General features: G+C 36.9%; 18 protein-coding genes. 2 read left to right on the top strand and 16 right to left on the bottom strand.

Annotated features, from left to right (window positions below; genetic code table 11):
• Positions 1 to 80: 80 nt before the first annotated feature.
• The 12 genes from IEX65_RS11215 to IEX65_RS11160 all read right to left on the bottom strand — a co-directional run bounded on the left by IEX65_RS11215 (position 81) and on the right by IEX65_RS11160 (position 9927).
• Positions 81 to 497 (bottom strand): iron chaperone, encoded by a 417-nt coding sequence (locus tag IEX65_RS11215; RefSeq protein ID WP_188766152.1) that lies wholly within the window; start codon positions 495 to 497, stop codon positions 81 to 83.
• Positions 498 to 502: 5 nt separating this feature from the next.
• Positions 503 to 1621 (bottom strand): lactonase family protein, encoded by a 1119-nt coding sequence (locus tag IEX65_RS11210; RefSeq protein WP_188766151.1) that lies wholly within the window; start codon positions 1619 to 1621, stop codon positions 503 to 505.
• Between the two features lie 269 nt (positions 1622 to 1890).
• Positions 1891 to 2856: a YitT family protein gene (locus tag IEX65_RS11205; RefSeq protein WP_188766150.1), complete on the bottom strand. Its 966-nt coding sequence runs from the start codon at positions 2854 to 2856 to the stop codon at positions 1891 to 1893.
• Positions 2857 to 2874: 18 nt separating this feature from the next.
• On the bottom strand, positions 2875 to 3471 hold the full coding sequence (locus IEX65_RS11200) for an HPP family protein (RefSeq protein ID WP_188766149.1): 597 nt from the start codon (positions 3469 to 3471) through the stop codon (positions 2875 to 2877).
• Between the two features lie 56 nt (positions 3472 to 3527).
• Positions 3528 to 4508: a Kelch repeat-containing protein gene (locus IEX65_RS11195; RefSeq protein ID WP_188766148.1), complete on the bottom strand. Its 981-nt coding sequence runs from the start codon at positions 4506 to 4508 to the stop codon at positions 3528 to 3530.
• Between the two features lie 125 nt (positions 4509 to 4633).
• Positions 4634 to 5206 (bottom strand): YdeI/OmpD-associated family protein, encoded by a 573-nt coding sequence (locus IEX65_RS11190; RefSeq protein ID WP_188766147.1) that lies wholly within the window; start codon positions 5204 to 5206, stop codon positions 4634 to 4636.
• A gap of 27 nt (positions 5207 to 5233) precedes the next feature.
• Positions 5234 to 5992: a subclass B1 metallo-beta-lactamase gene (bla, locus tag IEX65_RS11185; RefSeq protein WP_188766146.1), complete on the bottom strand. Its 759-nt coding sequence runs from the start codon at positions 5990 to 5992 to the stop codon at positions 5234 to 5236.
• Positions 5993 to 6084: 92 nt separating this feature from the next.
• Entirely contained in the window at positions 6085 to 6699 is a 615-nt protein-coding gene (locus tag IEX65_RS11180; protein WP_188766145.1) for a hypothetical protein, read from the bottom strand.
• 102 nt (positions 6700 to 6801) lie between these two features.
• The gene (locus IEX65_RS11175) at positions 6802 to 7416 is read right to left on the bottom strand and encodes an IMPACT family protein (protein ID WP_188766144.1); all 615 of its coding nucleotides are present in this window, start codon (positions 7414 to 7416) and stop codon (positions 6802 to 6804) included.
• Between the two features lie 127 nt (positions 7417 to 7543).
• Positions 7544 to 7939: a hypothetical protein gene (locus IEX65_RS11170; protein ID WP_188766143.1), complete on the bottom strand. Its 396-nt coding sequence runs from the start codon at positions 7937 to 7939 to the stop codon at positions 7544 to 7546.
• Between the two features lie 20 nt (positions 7940 to 7959).
• Entirely contained in the window at positions 7960 to 8595 is a 636-nt protein-coding gene (locus IEX65_RS11165; protein WP_188766142.1) for an oxidoreductase, read from the bottom strand.
• A 45-nt stretch (positions 8596 to 8640) separates the two neighbouring features.
• Entirely contained in the window at positions 8641 to 9927 is a 1287-nt protein-coding gene (locus IEX65_RS11160; RefSeq protein WP_188766141.1) for a type IX secretion system plug protein, read from the bottom strand.
• Positions 9928 to 9992: 65 nt separating this feature from the next.
• Here IEX65_RS11160 and IEX65_RS11155 point away from each other — a divergent pair, with 65 nt between their 5' ends.
• Complete coding sequence (locus tag IEX65_RS11155; protein ID WP_188766140.1) at positions 9993 to 10136, top strand: hypothetical protein; 144 nt, start codon at positions 9993 to 9995, stop codon at positions 10134 to 10136.
• Here the strand turns inward: IEX65_RS11155 and IEX65_RS11150 are convergent.
• Complete coding sequence (locus tag IEX65_RS11150; RefSeq protein ID WP_188766139.1) at positions 10133 to 11011, bottom strand: DUF2911 domain-containing protein; 879 nt, start codon at positions 11009 to 11011, stop codon at positions 10133 to 10135. The two genes, IEX65_RS11155 and IEX65_RS11150, sit on opposite strands and share 4 nt — an antisense overlap.
• Before the next feature lie 66 nt (positions 11012 to 11077).
• Here IEX65_RS11150 and IEX65_RS11145 point away from each other — a divergent pair, with 66 nt between their 5' ends.
• Positions 11078 to 11608, top strand: a complete 531-nt coding sequence (locus IEX65_RS11145; protein ID WP_188766138.1) for an NUDIX hydrolase — start codon at positions 11078 to 11080, stop codon at positions 11606 to 11608.
• A gap of 51 nt (positions 11609 to 11659) precedes the next feature.
• On the opposite strand, the gene IEX65_RS11140 is transcribed toward IEX65_RS11145, so the two are convergent.
• From IEX65_RS11140 to mnmA, 3 genes are all read right to left on the bottom strand, one after another.
• Entirely contained in the window at positions 11660 to 13288 is a 1629-nt protein-coding gene (locus IEX65_RS11140; protein ID WP_188766137.1) for a S8 family serine peptidase, read from the bottom strand.
• Between the two features lie 108 nt (positions 13289 to 13396).
• Positions 13397 to 16741: an NIDO-like domain-containing protein gene (locus IEX65_RS11135; RefSeq protein ID WP_188766136.1), complete on the bottom strand. Its 3345-nt coding sequence runs from the start codon at positions 16739 to 16741 to the stop codon at positions 13397 to 13399.
• A 49-nt stretch (positions 16742 to 16790) separates the two neighbouring features.
• Complete coding sequence (mnmA, locus tag IEX65_RS11130) at positions 16791 to 17903, bottom strand: tRNA 2-thiouridine(34) synthase MnmA (protein WP_188766135.1); 1113 nt, start codon at positions 17901 to 17903, stop codon at positions 16791 to 16793.
• Positions 17904 to 17925 lie beyond the last annotated feature (22 nt).

Genomic DNA, 17925 nt, shown 5'->3' with positions numbered 1-17925 from the left:
ATTACAAAATAAATACTTTTTGAGAATAGTAGATTGATTTTTAGTATTTCTTTCAGCAGGATTATGACGAATTTTAATCTCTATTCCTTATTTTTAATAACTTTGGCTTGCTTTACTCTGAGTTTCTTTGCTGCCTTTTCTTCATTTTCCATTATTCTCGCCAAAACTATTTTTCGGATTACTTCTGCTGGAAGTGGGTTATCGGCCGTAAAATGTATTGTTGAACCCTCATGTTTGTAGCCAACTAAGTCTTGTCCGAAGTGCCCTCGTAATCCAGAACTCATGAAATAAAACGAGAGATGAGTTTTATAATAACCAAAGCCAACCAATGCTCCTTTGTACTTGAATGTTGGAATCATATAGCTGATTACCTCTTCGGCATCGGGTACTAAATCCAGTATTTGCTGACGCAATTCTTCAAGAGCGATACGTTCTTTTTCTGGTACAAACGAAAGATACGAGTCAATATCTTTTACGGCAATATTCTTCTCCATCATAAATTTTAATAGGTTTTAAATTGCAAACAAGAAGGGTGTAATACTTTTGTATCATCGCTGATTTTAGTTAATAAACCTGTCTGTGGGTTTCGTCTAAAAACCACTATATTATTTGAACTCTGGTTAGCCACGATAACAAAATTACCCGTTGGGTCGATATTAAAGTTTCGAGGCGTTTCGCCATAAGTAGATTCATGACCTACTAAAGTCAAAAGCCCATTTGATGCGATTTTAAAAATAGAAACAGTATTTTCTACTCGATTGGTAGCGTACAAAAACTTCCCATCGGGCGAAATATGAATATCAGCACTGCTATAAATATCGGCTTTTTTTTGATTCGATACTATGCTTTGAAATTTGCTTAATTGCCCATTTTTGTAAGCATAACCAATGATATTTCCACTCAATTCTTCGATAGAATAAGCAAATTTTTGATTTGGATGAAAAGCCATGTGGCGAGGGCCTCCACCTGCTTCGGTGTTGATAGTCAGATGATTAGTTTCGATTAATGGTTTCGCTTGACTATCATTAAACTTAAATGTTCTGATTTTGTCAGTGCCTAAATCGGGTAGAAAAAGAAAATCGTTTTTAGGTGAAAGATTTGCCGAATGGATATGCGGTTTTTCTTGTCTTTCTTTATTGATGCTCGTTCCCGAAAACTGAATGCTTTGCACGTATGGGTTGAGGCTGCCATCTGTATTTTTGCTCAAAACCGTTACATTTCCTTCTCCATAATTAGCCGTAATGACGAATTTATTGTTTTTATGTACACTCACATAAACAGGGTTTTCACCATTGGCCGATTGTTTATTAATAAATTTCAAGCTACCATCAGCACTATTAATGGCAAATGCACTTACATTTCCGTGTTGAGGAAGTTTGGTTTCGGTACAGGCATATAAAAACTTACCATCGGGCGAAACCGTCAGAAAGGAGGGATTTACAATGTTTTCAGTATTAAAAACTAAATTTAAAGCACCAGTTTTTGGATTGAGTTCATAAACATAAATGCCTTTGTCGGGTTTACCATCGGTGTACGTGCCAACAAACATCAAGGTTTTTGATTGGGCAAAAACAAAATTTATACTTAGTAAAAGGATAAATAAAGAGGTTAGTTTTTTCATTTAATAGGTTTAACGCATTAAAAAGTCTAAAAAATACAGTGTTTTGCCCTGAAAGGGCTTCAAGAAATTAAGATAGGGCGTAGCCCTATCAAATATGTGTTAAGTTCATCTGCCCTTAAAGGGCAAAACAATTTTGTTGGCAATTCTTTCACCCTTTCAGGGCAAGGTTTATGTATTTCTTCTGTCTTTCTGAAAGAATCTGTTTGCTGTGAATTTGTCCTCTCCTACAGATGCTTTCAGAAAGACAAAAACATGACATGCTTCAGCACTTAATGGTCAAGTGGGCGTTTTTTTATCATTCCACCTTTGGTATCTTTTACACTGTTCATGACCACAAAGGCATTTGGTTCTATTTTTTCGATTTCAGTATTGAGTTTATTCAATTCCAATCTCGTGATTACGGTATAAATAATGTCAATATTTTTAGTTTCTCCACTTTTTCCGTAGCCTTTTTTACCGCTATACACAGTTACGCCACGCCCCATTTCATTGATAATCATTTGTCTGATTTCCTCGTTGTGTGAAGAGATAATCGTTACGCCGATATACTCATCAATACCCTCAATGATAAAATCTAAGGTTTTTGAAGCAGCCAGATAGGTAATCATTGAATAAAGGGCAATTTCGACCGAAAGGAAATAAGCTGCGGCCGAAAAAATAAGCACATTGATGATAATGATAATATCGCCAATAGTTGTTCCCATTTTTTTGCTTAGAAAAATCGCCAAAACCTCAGTTCCATCAATGACAGCCCCACCTCTGACGGCTAAGCCGATACCCGCCCCAAGAAAAAATCCCCCAAAGATAGAAACCAGTAGGTTATCTTGAGTAACATCGGGGAAATTCACTGTACCTACACAGAGTGCAAGTCCAGCAATGGCTAAGGCTGTTTTGAGGGCAAATACTTTCCCCAAGATTTTATAACCCAAAAAGATAAACGGAATATTGATACAAATAATGAGGATATAAAGCGGAATTTGAGTCAAGGCTGAAATGAGCAACGAAATACCCGTAGCTCCGCCATCAATGAAATGGTTGGTCAATAAAAAACCTTTGAAACCAAATGATGCCGAAAAAATTCCAGCCGTTATCAAGATAATATCTTTGAGGTAGCGTTTGAGTAAGATTTTTAACTCACGATACCCTTTGGCCAGTTTATAGTCGGAGTATCTTTCTCCGCTTGCTAATTTGGGTAGCGTGGTTTTTGTGATTATTTTTTTCCAGAGTGAATTCATAGCTATGCTTATTACGAATTAAGTTTTTAAATCTGCTTTTCTTTTTCGCAGAAAATTGGTAAATCTTCTGTCAGTTGGGTATTTCCGATTAGGAGTAAGGTTATTGAAAACCAACGCAACTATCAGTAAAATTAGTGTGCCAGTAAGTACGGGTGTTAATACATACAAATACCCCAGTTGTTTTACTTTGTCAGTGCCTATGATGGCAATGAGTGCCGCTGCTCCTCCTGGAGGGTGGAGAGTCTTAGTTATTTGCATCATCACTATCGAGAGCGAAACTGCCAAAGGGGCGGTAATCCATAAAATATTGGGCATAATTTTATAGATAGTCACGCCTATAATAGCCGAAATAACATGCCCTCCAACCAGATTTCGAGGTTGTGCCAATGGACTTTGAATGGCACCAAAAATCAGAACACTCGATGCTCCAAACGAACCAATCAAAAATACATTGTCGATGTCGGCCAAGGTCTTACTTTGGATGAATGCAATGAGAGCGATACCTATAAACGAGCCAATAAATGAATAGAGGTGTTCTTTGGTATCGACCAAGGTTTCTCGGTAGATGACATACCTTGTCATCCTTAAACCTCGTTTAAGTTTATTTCTTACCATTTTTTGTTTTGTTGTACTTATAATGTTGTTGTGTGCAAAATATTTTTTGGATTGGTTTACTTCAAAACCTCCATTTCGTTGATTTCGGGGCCACCACCACGATTAGCTGAACCTGCCACCGAATAAACCTTTCCGCCAACTACCGAAGCTCCTGTGCCATGACGTCCTTGTTTGAGGCTTGGAAATGGCACCCATTGCATTTTCTTTGTGTCGAATGCCTCAACTTCGCTATGGGCAGGTACTTGAGCCGCACTTTCACCACCAATTACCAAAAGTTTATCGCCAAATGCTACCGATGAATTTCCTGCTCGTTGCGTTGGGAGATTCAGTTCTGCGGGAAGTGTCTGCCATGTTTTTTTCTTTAAATCATATACATCGACTGCTGGTTCGGTCAGATTCAAAACTTGATTAATACGAGCCGTTGAACGTCGGCCACCTGCTACATATAGTTTATCATTGATTACGGCTACGCTTACGTGGTCACGTAGGTGAGGGGCATCGGCCAATTTTACCCAAGTATTGGTTTTTGGGTCATATTCATCAAGCCATGCCACGTGGCCGTCCCAGTGGCCGTCTGTTATACCACAAACTGTATAAATCTTATTTTTATAGACTACACAGCCTGCCGACCCACGCAAACGGTCTTTTGGGATTTCGGGGCCAACTCGCCATTCTCTTTTTTCGAGATTGTAGATATAAATATTCGGAATTGGGGTTTCATGCGGGTATTTTCCTGTCATGGCCATCATTACATATACTTCACCATTGTATGTAACAGCTTGCAAATGATGGATTTCGAGTGGAGTGTCAACTGATTTTGTCCAAGTTTGGGTTTTGATGTCGAATATTTCGGTGGGTTTAATACCACGTCCGCCCAATAATACGAGTTTGTTCCCAACGGCTGTCATGGTGTTTTCGTGGCGATTGGTACAAGTATTGGTTGGAGACATTACTTCCCACGTTTGGGCGTTGGCATTGAATGCTATACTTGCTAAGGCAGTAATAAAAGTGTACTGAACAAAAGGTTTTAATTTCATGAGAGAGTTAGCTTAATGAGGTTGATTCAGTAAGCAATTTAATGAAAATATTTCTTTTGTGAATTGAATTGAGACGATGAAAGTATTTGTGTGGATGAGATTTTTAGCCCTTTCAAATTTCAGAATTATTTGGAATTCGTTTTTTGAGCAACAAGTTCAATAAATTCATTAATACGTTTCTGGCGAGTAGCTTGTTGTTTGGCCATCAATAATCTGTGTAATACAGCTTTTTGGGCAGATTTGCTCAAACTCATAAAGAATTCTTTCGAGCCTTGATTGGCCATTAGGGCAGTTTCAAAGTCAGGTGGTATCACGAGGGCTTCTACCTCGTCTAAGATTGTCCACGAACCATTTTCTTTGGCTATTCTGATGCTATCAAATCCCGCTTGGCTCATTTTTCCAGCCTCAATAAGTTTCTCAACTTTATCTTTATTTATTTTTGACCAAACACTTTTTGGCTTGCGTTTCGTGAAAAACTGCATATATTTTTCGTCGCTGATAGGGCGTGCAGTGCTATCAATCCACCCAAAGCATAGGGCTTCGTCAACTGCTTGACTCCATGAAATAGACGGAATGTTTGATTTCTTCTTAAAATAAATCAGCCAAACCGATTGTTTTGAAAGATGGTTTTCTTGAAGCCATTCCCTCCACTCGGTTGTGGTACTTGGATAAAAGGTGTCTATTTCTTCTTTTTCCATTTTCTACATTGAAACAGTTTTTTGTGCTTATTGAACTTTGAATAATTTGATTGTGTAATCAAGTAATTGTTGATTACCATAATCACCGTGGCCTGGTACTACAATTTTTACATTTGGATAAGCTTTTTTTACTTTTTCGACAGTGTTAGACCATTCGGCAAGATTGGCATCGCCTAAGTATCCTTTGCTTGCATCAACTTCTTTCACCAAACACCCGCCAAACATGACGTTTTCGCTCGGAAAATAACCCACAACATTATCTTTGGTGTGGCCTTCACCAAGAAACTTGGCCGTGATGCTTTCTTTACCAACTTTTAGTGTAAGTAAATCCTTGAAGCCATTTTGCGGAACGGTGTATTTATTTTCTTTGGCAAGTTCGATGGTTTTGAAATTAGCATAAGAGGGAATATTATTATCATGAAACGCCTTTAAACCGCCCAAACAATCATCGTGGAAGTGCGTAGGAATAACGGCATTGATTTTACAATGAAGCGTTTCTTTTACCCATTTGATGAGTTCTTCAGCACTTTTATCGTTGGTTGGGGTGTCAAACACAATAACTTCATTATTATTTCTAACCAAAACGCCATTACATGGTACATAACCAAAATCATTGGTTTGTTTGAATGAAACGTGCTTAAACGCATTTTCAGAAATTTGAGTAATTACCAAACTACTGGTTTTGTAAATTTCTTTTGCTTTGAACTTGGCTTTCTTTTGAGCAAAAGAACCTAAAGTTACTAATGAGAGTACTGTAATTAAGAGAGTTTTAGTGATAGCTTTCATTTTTCTTTGGTTGGAGACTTTGGTATTTATTTTAATTGATTAAGTTATAAATTAAGAGTTGGATTTTGAAATAGAAACCGACACCTCATTATTTAGCTGTTTGGTGGAACGAGCCGAGTTTGATTTGGGGGATTTTTAAAACGTGTACAAATTTTATAGATTAAAAAAGCTGAAATAGCTGTTCCGACCAAGATTACTCCTTTATCGCCCAAAAGTTCAACTACAAAATTAAAAGTTTTTGTTTTACCGCTGTGTGCTTCTTCAGCTGTTCCATTCGCTAAGGCAATTGCTTCAAAATATGAGAATAATGTAATGCCAATAGTTGCCACAAATCCAATTAGATAATTTTGTATTGCCTTAAATGGTGTTAGGGTCTCTATTGTTCTTTGATAGTAACGTTTTTCTGTGAAGAAACTGAAAAAGGTTTCATAATCTTCAAAGTTCGTGAAACTAAATTCACAATCAGCTGGCAAACCTCCAAGTGCCTTGTACTTAATGAGAATATCTTTGTCAAACTCCTCCTTTTTAATAGATTTTATATTTTCAAACTTGATTTCAACTTTAGTAGCGAGAGATAGTTTTTTATTCCAAGCATCTTGAAAATCAGTATATGAGTTGAAGTTTTGACTTGAAAATTTTAGCGAGTTTTCGTCAAAGATGAAAGAGGAAATCTTATTGCCCGAAATTGAAAATACTTTGTTAAACATAGTTGTAAGGTTGTTTTATTGGATTAGTTAAAGTTTTAGTTGGTTAAACTAAACGAAGTTTATGAAATATTTATTAATTCATTTGTGTAACATACTTTCCCACTAAACCGTCATCAAATACTCCACCAAAATCCCATCAATTTTTTCGAGTTTACCAATAACTTGGTTGGTGAGTGTTTTTCTGAATTCGAGTTCGATGGTGCATTGGTTATCATAAGTTTGGTTTCTGATTTTTAGGCTAAATTCTTTCACTACTTTCATTACATCATTCATTTGCACAAACTCAAAACTCACATTATAAACATCATTGACGGTCTTTTCAATTACTTCGGCCACTGTCAGAGCCTCGGCCGTTGCAGATTTATAGGCGTTGATTAAACCAGGAACTCCCAAAAGAGTTCCGCCAAAATACCGAACAACTACTACCAAAATATTGGTAATATTTTGTGATAAGAGGGTATTTAAAATTGGTTTTCCTGCCGTCCCCGAAGGTTCGCCATCATCATTTACTCTGAAATTAGTGCGGTCGAGTCCCAAACGATAGGCATAACAATGATGCACCGCCTTGAAATGCTCTTTTTTGAGGTTATCGACCAATGGTTTTACTTCATTTTCGTGTTCGATAGGGTAGGCATAAGCCAGAAATTTGCTGCCTCTATCTTTAAATAAGCCCTCAACAGGAACTTTAATTGTTTTATAAGTATCTTCAAAAAGCATGAATAACGTGGAGCGAATCTCCAGATTCGCAGGATTTTAGATTACAATCCTAAATAATACTAACTAACAATAAATAAAACAGCAAAATTGGTAAGTATTTACATAAGAAACACTTGCTTTTGATTATCTACAAAGTAACCGATTTATATCTTTTCCAGTGAAAACCTCGGTCGGTTTGTTCTTCGGCTTGCCAGCCTTTATAAATCACGAGTTTGTTTTTTTCTTGAACTACATAAAAATAATCGCCCGCACCAGCCCACCAAGCACCACAAGCCGAAAGTGCAGTTTTTGGAATCTTGTTTTCGGTATAAAGACTTGGGTCGGTAATATCTGCATTGCCAGTTATTTTATCAATTTTAGCTACTTTTTTGCCAAAACTTAGAAAAATATCCGAATGTGGTGCTCCATTGGCATCTTCGGGGTAAGTCTTGAAAGTAAATTTTGCTTGTACTGGAGTCGATTGTGCCATTGCCAGCTGAGCCAAGCAAATAAACAAAACAACGATAGTAAGTGTACGTTTCATAAAAAATAGGGGTTTGGTGATTAAAATTTTTGAAGACTTCCTGACTCGAAAATATCTTTATTTTTGATGCCTTTTTGTGCCAATTCGAGCATATCTTGAGCAACTTTTTGTCCGGCAATTACCTTATAATTATCAGGAATCAGTGGTGCAAAAAAGTCCATCACAATTTTGCCGATTTTTTCGCCCATGCGTGGATTCTCACGTTCACCCGCCAACATTGATGGACGTAAAATGATAAGTGTTGGAAAGCGTAAATCGCTCAATGCTTTTTCTATTTCACCTTTCACTCGGTTATAATAAATCCACGACCTTTCGTCGGCACCCATTGCTGTGATTATTAAAAACTGTTTTGTACCATTAGCAAGCCCAGCTTTTGCAAAATTAAGCGGATAAGTAAAGTCAACTTTATAAAAAGCATCTTTAGAGCCAGCTTGCTTCATTGTGGTTCCGAGGCAACAAAAAATATCATCAGCAACGATTTTTGACGCATCCAGATTATCAAAGTCCATTACTATTTGTTCGAGTTTTTGATGCTCAATATCCAATTTTTTTCTGACTATGATTGTTACTTTATTGTAGTATTGGCTTGCCAGAAGCTTATGAGTTAGGTGTTTTCCGATGAGGCCAGATGCACCAACTACAAGGGCTGTTTTCATGATTTTTAATCTTGTTATAAACAAAGTGAATCTTCAAGCTACAATTTATCTTCTTTTATTGAAATCTATTGTATGATACCCTACTAATTTTTCAGCACGAGCCGTAACGGGGCGGTGATAAATGAAAATTTCGTAAGTGTTTTGGGTTTCGCCAAAATTCCCTTCAAAATACACCTCATCGGTTGTTTTATTAGGTTTTTGTGTAACGAAATCATAATTATAAACCCCTTGTTTTAGTCGAATAGTGGCCGTGTATCCACCAAAATTATTGTCATAGACCATTTCATTGGTTTTGTCGAGACGCCAATCATTGAAACTTCCATTGACATAAACTTTCTCATCGGCAGCCTCTAATTCATGGGTTTTTAGACCAAATGTCATAAATACATAGTCAGAATCTAATGCACCGTCAGTACCTTCACGGTTATCAACTACATAATTTCCATCAAAATCATTCGATTCGATATAGGCAGTTTCGCTTCTATTGGCTTGTGGCGAAACCCACATTTCATCTTCTTTGCCTCGTTTGATTTGAGCAATATATTGGCCTTTGTAATTTGTACTTCTTGAATCAAAAAAACGGAATTCATTGCCTGCAGGAAACACATTTTCATCATCAAAAAAACGATATTCAATTTTCGACATTCCCTCATTGACACTAAATGCTTTTAAGTTTCGGACGGTCTTATCCCATCTGAAATTTTGACGAATAATGATTTTCAATTCATCTCGTGGCGACATCAAACGGTAGCCTCCGTAATTTACTTCAAAATCTACTTGTTGATGAGTTTTGTATTTTGATGGTGCTTGAGCTTGTCGAATCGTGCCAAATGCACCGACTTGGGTTTCATAAACCATGAAACGTTTACTGAAAACAATATCATCTTTGCGGCGTCCACGCCACGCTACAAGCAGATAATTTCCTGAAAGTAAAACTTTAGGTATTTCGATTTTATAATGATAATAAGGCACTTTTGTTGTACGTGAAACCTGATAATCATTCACGATTAGGTCGTTATACTCAGGCATATATTCTATTTCAGAAAGAACCGATTGCTTCCAATCGTAGGTACAATGCAAGATTTTTATGTGATATTGCTCGTAATTGGCATTTAAGTCATCAAATTCCAACCAAAGGTTTTTTGAGTCGTTGAGCGGAAGAACTGGAGGATTGAGTGTGCGGGAAGCATCATGGGCATCGCCCACGAGCGGATAAAGTAAAACGGTTTTTATATTAGGTTCGTAGGTGAAATCTTCAAAACGTAGTTGCTTGGTTTGAGCAAACACAACAAATTGATATAAAAGAAATACAATAAAAAGACATTTTCGCATGGAGACAATTATTTTTTCAAAGCTAACGATTTTTTATTGATTTTATTGGTGGAATTGTTTTCAGAATGCCTAAAAACAAAGTGACACAACCGAGAAGTTGTGCCACTTTTGAAAACGTTTCGTTGGTTGAGCGTAGTCGAAACCTGCGGAGTCGAAACCAGCGAATCAGACTGCCAGCGAATCGGACTGCCGACGCAATCGAAAATTAGCTTTTCTTTTTCTTAGGAGTTTCTACTACTGGTGCAGCCGCAGGAATCTTAGCTTTGATTTCGCCGATACCTTTTTCAATACCATCTTTAAAGAATTGGTATGAACCATCGCCCGCACCCAAAGATTGTGCTTTTAATGCAAAACCAAGTGCATCTGATGATTTACCGAGTTTATCAAGAATCTGAGCTTTTATCCAATTATTACGGAAGTTTTCACGCAAGGCCAATGATTTATCAACTAAACCGAGAGCTTTGTTTAAATCCATTCCTTTTTGCAGCATATAGTCAGCTGCTTGTTGAAAAGTATTAGATGCTTCAATGTTTTTCTGATTCACTGCATTTTCGATAGACGCTGCATTGTCAACACCAATAGCTAAAGAAACTTTTGTTTTTTCCCATGAGAAACTCAACGTTGCTGCATCATCTTTCAAATCTGAGAAATCGAACGTAAGTGTTTCAACCGAAGATACATCTTGCGGACGAGCCGTAACACGTAAAACATCGTCAGAAGCTGAGTAGTTTTGTTCGGTTACATCGAGTTTTTTACTAAAAATAATTGTCCAGTTTGTTTGGTTTGGAATTGACATGATAGCATATTTACCAGCTTTCAAAACTTGGCCTTGAACAGTGATGTCGCCAGTAGTTTCGATACGAGTAGCAGCATTAGCACCCGTACGATATACTTTATCGAAAGGAATAAGTTTTCCGAAAATTTCACGGCCTTTCAACGATGGGCGAGAATAGTCGATTGTAATTTTGCTAACACCAACAACTTGAGAGATTGATGCACCTGGACTTGGTGCTGGGGTAATTTGTGCAAAAGTTAGAGTGCCTGATAATAAGCAGCTTAATGCTAATAGAGCAATTTTTTTCATTGGATATACCGATTTTGTTGATTTGATGAACTAAATTCGTGCAAATCTACGTATAAAACTCCAAGTATGCACCGAAAAAAACTCCTCGATTTACTCGAAAACCATAATCCAAGCGATAATAATGAATTAAAGATGACAAATGAAACAATTGAATTTGTGAAAACAAACGAAGATTGCTTCAAACGTGAGCTGTTGATTGGTCATGTAACAGGCTCAGCTTGGATTGTCAACGATGCTCGAACGCACGTTTTAATGATGCACCATCGAAAACTGAATCAGTGGTTTCAGCCTGGTGGACATTGTGATGGTGACCCCGATGTTTTGAATGTTGCTCTGAAGGAAGCAAACGAAGAAACTGGCCTTAAAAACTTAAAAGTGGTTGATGGTAAGGTATTTGATGTCGATGTGCATTTGATTCCTGAGCGAAAAGGAATCCCTGCACATTATCATTATGATGTTCGTTTTTTGATTGAATCTGATATGAACGAACCTTTAATTGTAACCGAAGAATCGAATGATTTGGCGTGGGTTTCGCTTGACAAAATAGCTGAACACAATGACTCTGAGTCGATTATGCGAATGGCGAGGAAAATTTAATAAAAGCCAATAAGGTTGCGAAACGTCGCAACCTTATTGGCTAACAAGAATTTATCTGACTATTTTAGTCGAATATTTTAGATTTTCGGCAGTTACTTTCAGAATTACATTTGCTAGCGGTAAATCATTAAGAGCTGGCAATGTGATTTTACTTTCTTTTGTAGTCAAATTCCAAAGTATTTTTCCTGTCAAATCAGTAATTGAGTATTCAAAATTTGTTCCTGCATCGTTTTTCAAAACCCAAACTTTGGTACTTGAACCATCGTTGATTGGATTTGGGAAAACAATTACTTCTTGCCCTGATTTCTTCAATTCATTTATGAGTGATTCCAATTCGGCCAATTCGTAGGCTTTATCAAAATTTGGAATTCCAAAGCCAACTCTATTATCAGGGTTTGTGTATTGGCTCGCCGAACGAATCAAATATTCTCTTACCTGCATATTAGTTAAACTCGGAAATGCCTGCCAAAAACTTGCAGCAAAACCTGCCAATAAGGGAGATGAAAAAGAGGTTCCATTACTCGTTCCGATAGCCCCATTTGTATTTCCTATGACAGTTCCAGCTCCTTGTGCCGAAAGTTCGGGTTTTACTCGACCATCAGCCGAAGGTCCATACGAACTAAAAGAAGCAATATTTAAAGAACTACTTACCGCACCAACCGCAATAATTGAATCTGCATCGGCGGGTGTACCGATGTATTTCCACGACCCACTACCTTCATTTCCTGCCGAAGCCACAACCAATATTCCTGCTTGAGCGGCCCAGTCGGCTGCACGAGTGGCTAACGCACGGTCGCCGTTCATATCAGTATATTTATAATTTTGGGCTGGATTATCAAATTCGGTATATCCCAAAGATGTATTGATTACATCTACGCCCACACTATCGGCCATTTCGGCACCAAAAAGCCAGTTGGCTTCTTCTCGTTTGGTTTCAGAGGCAACGTCTTCTGTGGTTAATAATAAATAACTTGCTTTATAGGCAGTTCCAACGATTCGGCCATTCTCAAAAGCTGCCATGCACGATAATACATTGGTTCCGTGGTTGTGGTCATTATAAACATTTGCTTCATTATTTACAAAATCCCAAGTGCCTACCACTCTTTTATCATTGAATAAATCATTGAAAAAGCTTAATCTGTTGGCATTCAGAAAGCCAGAATCTAAAACACCAATTAACATTCCTTCGCCACGATAGCCTTTGGTGTGCATTTTATCTGCACCAAGCATGGCAAGTTGAGTTTGAGAAAGTCCGTTGTCTAAAATTCCTTCATTTCCGAATTTGTCTTTTGTTCTTGAGGCTTGATTTTCACCGTTCTGACGAGTATTTCTAATATCACCTTTTCCCTCTAAACCTCTAACAAACGAAAGATTGAGAATCTTGGCAAGTGTGGCAGCATCGGTTTGAATCAATGCACCATTTATCCAACGAGACTTATACAAAACTTTCGCTCCAGTTTTAGTGATTTCTGTCAAATAACTTGGGTTAGGAGGGAGGTCTCTTTCAGTAATAGCGATTTTTTGATTCGCACGGCGTTTAATTGAGCGGTCAGAAAGAAACTCTTTTGGTCGAGAAACTGAATATGGCGAATTGGTTTTGTCTTTAAAAAGAACAAAGTATTGATTTTGTGCGAAAGTTGTGAAGGAAGTGAATATGAGCAGAAAGTATATTTTTTTCATATAAATTTTATTTAAAACTTAGTTTTGGGCTAAATAAAGTGCGTTACTATTTATAAAACGAAAAAAAAGACGCTTTTGTAAACGTCCTTTCAAATTTATTTTGATTTTTTATTCATTACAAGGGGTTGCACTGATTTTTGCTTGGAAAATACTGCCAATTTCAACTTTGAAACCTGGGTTTAAGTTGATAGTCTTCCCTGCAGTATATTTGGCAGATGCGTTGGTTGGTGGTTGTCCGATTGTATTAGTTGCATTGATACTATCTTGTGCTTTTATAGTGGTTGGAGCTTGCGAAGTTCCAGTTGTTATATTTTCTGTTTGAGTTAGTGAAACTATCTGACCACATGGATTGATGTTTACTTGAATACTGCTTGATGTTGAGCAGCCATTACTAAAACAAGTTGCTGTGTAACTTGTAGTTATGCTTGGAGATACAGTTATCATGGGACCTTGTTCAGTGCTGCCACCTGACCAAATTACATTTCCAATACAATTGTTGGCTATCAGTTGAAATGATTGTTGTGTATTTGTTATAATTGGTTGTATAATTTCTTGGTTATTAGTAAATTTTAATATCCAAAAGTCTGCCATGCCCCATGAAGGTTGAGTTTTATCGTTTGATATTTGTGAATATGAAAATCCAGATGTAATGTACCCATTATTTACTGGATTAATATCAATGAATGAATCATATTCTAAACCTCCAAACCTTCTGTCCCAAATTCTATTTCCTAATGAATCTAATTGCATAATAAAACCATCAGTCGAACCTTTGGAAGGAGAGGTAACAATGCCGTTGGTTGAGGTTATTGTTCCAGTAACTAAAATACCTTTCTCATTAGGGAATATTTTATTAAAAATTGAAGTATTTAAGTAGGTTTTTTTCCAAATGATATTTCCAGATGAATTTAATTTATAAATATCACTATCAGCCCCTAAGTTGTTACTTCCTGTAAATATTATGTCTCCTTCATTGGTTACCTTTACATCATAAAAAGTGTGGTTTAAATTTGAATTAAATGTTTTATCCCATTGTTTTATTCCATTTGCATTTAATTTTACTAACCAATAATCGGGGTAGCCACTTCGAGTGATTGGCTGGCTTTTATCTCCACTTACACTACTGTAGCTTGTGCCGCCCAGCAGTATGCCCCCATCGTTTGTTTTTATACATTTTTCAAAATAATCTCCATTATTTCCTCCGAATCTTATATCCCAAACTTTATTTCCGAGAGAATCAATTTTTATGACCCAATAATCTTGCGAGCCTCTACTATTCTGACTAACATCAAATGAAAGGTCTGAATTTGTATGTCCTGCCAAGATGTATGAATTATCATTTTCTACAAATCCATCTAAGAGAAGGTCGTCTATATTGCCACCATATTGCTTATCCCAAACTTTATTTCCAAATGAATCTAATTTTATTATCCATCCATCAAGTCTAAGGCCATATGTTGGGTCATTATACGTTCCTTGGGTTTTATCCCCACCACTTCCTTGAGTGTATCCCACTAATAGTAAACCATTATTTTTAAGTTTGATTGATTTTGTCAATACATCATCATCTGCAGAACCAAATCTTTTATCCCAAATTTTATTTCCAATTGAATCAATTTTAATTACCCAATAGTCATTTTTACCTCTGCTTGGCTGTGTTCTATCACCATTGCCACTATTATTATAAAAACTTGCTGTCATGCCTGATATTAAATAATTTTTGTGGTCATCACTTACAGTCAAATTCCTTAATACATCGAAATCTGCTGTACCAAATCTCTTATCCCATATCTTTGTTGTCGGTCCATATGAGTTTTGTGATGCAACAATAAGGTTGGGCCTTTGAATATTTTGTAAATTTGTAATGATTGCACTTGTTCCTGTTGTTTGTGAAGAAGATACTTGACAGCCATCATCATATATTACAATCGCATTGTAAGTTCCAGGTGATGTTGTTATTGCAGTATTATTATTGGAAGAAACAACCGATGTTCCCCAATTATACGAATTAATGTTATTGCTGGGAATTGACGTAGCAGTCAAATAGATATTTTCATTATTACAAATAGTATAATTACTTGCAGTAACACTTACTCGTGCAAAATCAACATAAATATCATCACTTAAAGGACTTGTACAACCATTTTCGGTGCAAGATATATTAAACTTTACAAGCCCATTTATTGTCGCAGAAGCTGTTAGACCTAATGGCACTCCTACCCAAGTTCCCAAACTGGAATCAGAAAGATACCAATTAACTGTTCCACTACATCCGCTTGCTGTCAAGTTAGTTTGCCCACCTTTTCCACAAACATAAGATTTTGAAGAAGTCAGAATTGGCTTTTGTGGAATATTACTATTAAGTATAATAGATACAACATTCGATGTTTCAATACAGCCATTTTTCTCAAATTTTATTGAATAATTACCTGTGCTATTGGTTGAGTAAGTTAAAGTATTTACGCCAGATATACTATTCCCATCTTTATACCATATAAAATTAGTACCTGAAATAGGAGAAGAAGCTGTCAGAGTAATTGAATTACCAGAACATATATACTTTGTACCATCAGGTGTAATGATTGGTGCTTGCAAAACAGATACTGTAATATTACTTGATGTTTGGCATGACGTCTGGGTACAGGTAGCCGTATATGTTGTTGTTTGTGTAGGTGAAACTGTTATGGTAGAAGTTGTTGCACCTGTTGACCAACTTAATAACCCAACACTACAAGTGGCTGTTAGGGTTGTAGATGGACTGCTTGAACAGATTGTAGGTGCTGTTGATGGCGAAATTGTTGGTGCAGGTGGTGGCGTACAAGTCGAAAATCTTATCATTTGATTGCTAAGACTTATTGAAGTTGAATTATTCATTCCTGCTGGTGAAAAGCCAACACTACCTGTACTATTTTCAATGCCGACGGTTCTGCTTATTCCACCGCTATTATTTTGAATATTATGAATTTCTATCTTCCCTGAATCTTCAAATAATTGTAATTGAACTGAAGTAATAAGTTGATTATTATTAAAGTGACTTATATTCTGGTAATTAATAACTAAAATTCTATTTGGAGAGGTTCCAGAGACAAAATAGTTGATAATTGGAGAAGAACTTGCTCCAGGATGTTGGTCGGTTGCAGCGTAAGCTATAAAATTATTTGGAGTTGATGTATTAGGAATTGTCCCAACGCTTGTGCTGCCACTTCCACTACCAAAAGTAATATACCCATTAGCACTCATGTAGAATTGAGTCTGGGTTGTATTGAGGAATGTAAAGTTGAATCCAATATTAAATGGCCCTAAAAAATTATCATCACCAAGTCCAGAGCTGGAAATTGTTGTTCCTATACCACTGATAATATTATTGGGTAAACCAGTTGTGATTGTGTAGGTTTGAGAAAATGTGCGGAGTACGATTAAACCGAAAAATAACAGCGAGTAGATTTTTTTCATTTGCAGTTGCTTTGTGTAAATTATCACAAAGCAACTGCAAATGAATCATTTATTCAAATGAATTATTAAAACTTTTTAATATCCAACCTCCACCCACAACATCATCTCCTTCGTAGAAAACAGCTGCTTGGCCTGGTGCAATTCCGCTGACAGGTTCGTGGAAAATTACTTTCATTTTATCACCTTCTTGTGTAATTGTAGCAGGAGAACCATCGTGTTTGTATCTGATTTTAGTATTTGTTTCTAAACTAATATCATTCAAATCGGCATATTTTTGCATCACGAGCTTGCCCACCATCATGCCATCCTTATCCAAAGATTTTTCGTGACCCAAGACTACTTCGTTAGTTTCTTTTCTGATTTCTGTAACAAACATTGGTGTACCGAGAGCAATGCCTAAGCCTTTGCGTTGACCGATTGTATAAAAAGGGTACCCTTCGTGCTTACCAACTACTTTTCCATCTTCCAAAACAAAATTTCCGCCTTTTACTCTTTCCTCCAAACCTTCTACTCGACGTTTCAAGAAACCTCGGTAGTCATTGTCAGGCACGAAGCATATTTCGTAAGATTCTTTCTTATTTACTAAATCATAAAATTCTTTTTGGGTAGCCATTTCTCGAATTTCTGATTTTTTTAAATAACCCAAAGGTAATTTTGTTCTTGCCAAACTTTCTTGCGAAACTCCCCAAAGTACATAGCTTTGGTCTTTCCAAGTATCAATTCCTTTTGAGATTATGTATCTTGAGTTTTCTTGACGCACATTGGCGTAGTGCCCAGTGGCTATAAATTCACAATCAAGTTTATCCGCACGGCGTAGTAAAGAATCCCATTTGATGTGCGTATTACATAACACGCATGGGTTTGGTGTGCGTCCTTCCAAATATTCGCCAGTGAAGTGGTCGATTACATAATCGCCAAATTCTTCACGTATATCTAATATATAGTGTGGGAAACCTAAATTGACGGCAATGTTTCGTGCATCATTGATGGAGTCGAGGCTGCAACAACCTGTTTCTTTTTTACTACCACCCGATGAAGCATAATCCCATGTTTTCATGGTCATGCCGATTACTTCGTAGCCTTCTTCGTGGAGCATTACTGCTGCTAACGAACTGTCGATGCCGCCACTCATGGCGACTAAAATTCTTCCGTGTTTACTCATTTTGTTTACTGCGTTGGTTCAA

This window comes from Emticicia aquatilis, assembly GCF_014644295.1.
GTDB lineage: Bacteria > Bacteroidota > Bacteroidia > Cytophagales > Spirosomataceae > Emticicia > Emticicia aquatilis.
Note: the sequence above shows the minus strand (reverse complement) of the source record. Positions and strands in the feature narration are given on the sequence as shown.

Coding starts and splice junctions, on each gene's coding strand:
- IEX65_RS11195 (WP_188766148.1), bottom strand. CDS start 4,508: ATGAAATTAAAACCTTTTGTTCAGTACACTTTTATTACTGCCTTAGCA.
- IEX65_RS11210 (WP_188766151.1), bottom strand. CDS start 1,621: ATGAAAAAACTAACCTCTTTATTTATCCTTTTACTAAGTATAAATTTT.
- bla (WP_188766146.1), bottom strand. CDS start 5,992: ATGAAAGCTATCACTAAAACTCTCTTAATTACAGTACTCTCATTAGTA.
- IEX65_RS11140 (WP_188766137.1), bottom strand. CDS start 13,288: ATGAAAAAAATATACTTTCTGCTCATATTCACTTCCTTCACAACTTTC.
- mnmA (WP_188766135.1), bottom strand. CDS start 17,903: ATGAGTAAACACGGAAGAATTTTAGTCGCCATGAGTGGCGGCATCGAC.
- IEX65_RS11180 (WP_188766145.1), bottom strand. CDS start 6,699: ATGTTTAACAAAGTATTTTCAATTTCGGGCAATAAGATTTCCTCTTTC.
- IEX65_RS11150 (WP_188766139.1), bottom strand. CDS start 11,011: ATGAAAAAAATTGCTCTATTAGCATTAAGCTGCTTATTATCAGGCACT.
- IEX65_RS11215 (WP_188766152.1), bottom strand. CDS start 497: ATGATGGAGAAGAATATTGCCGTAAAAGATATTGACTCGTATCTTTCG.
- IEX65_RS11135 (WP_188766136.1), bottom strand. CDS start 16,741: ATGAAAAAAATCTACTCGCTGTTATTTTTCGGTTTAATCGTACTCCGC.
- IEX65_RS11200 (WP_188766149.1), bottom strand. CDS start 3,471: ATGGTAAGAAATAAACTTAAACGAGGTTTAAGGATGACAAGGTATGTC.
- IEX65_RS11145 (WP_188766138.1), top strand. CDS start 11,078: ATGCACCGAAAAAAACTCCTCGATTTACTCGAAAACCATAATCCAAGC.
- IEX65_RS11155 (WP_188766140.1), top strand. CDS start 9,993: ATGCCTAAAAACAAAGTGACACAACCGAGAAGTTGTGCCACTTTTGAA.
- IEX65_RS11170 (WP_188766143.1), bottom strand. CDS start 7,939: ATGAAACGTACACTTACTATCGTTGTTTTGTTTATTTGCTTGGCTCAG.
- IEX65_RS11165 (WP_188766142.1), bottom strand. CDS start 8,595: ATGAAAACAGCCCTTGTAGTTGGTGCATCTGGCCTCATCGGAAAACAC.
- IEX65_RS11160 (WP_188766141.1), bottom strand. CDS start 9,927: ATGCGAAAATGTCTTTTTATTGTATTTCTTTTATATCAATTTGTTGTG.
- IEX65_RS11190 (WP_188766147.1), bottom strand. CDS start 5,206: ATGGAAAAAGAAGAAATAGACACCTTTTATCCAAGTACCACAACCGAG.
- IEX65_RS11205 (WP_188766150.1), bottom strand. CDS start 2,856: ATGAATTCACTCTGGAAAAAAATAATCACAAAAACCACGCTACCCAAA.
- IEX65_RS11175 (WP_188766144.1), bottom strand. CDS start 7,416: ATGCTTTTTGAAGATACTTATAAAACAATTAAAGTTCCTGTTGAGGGC.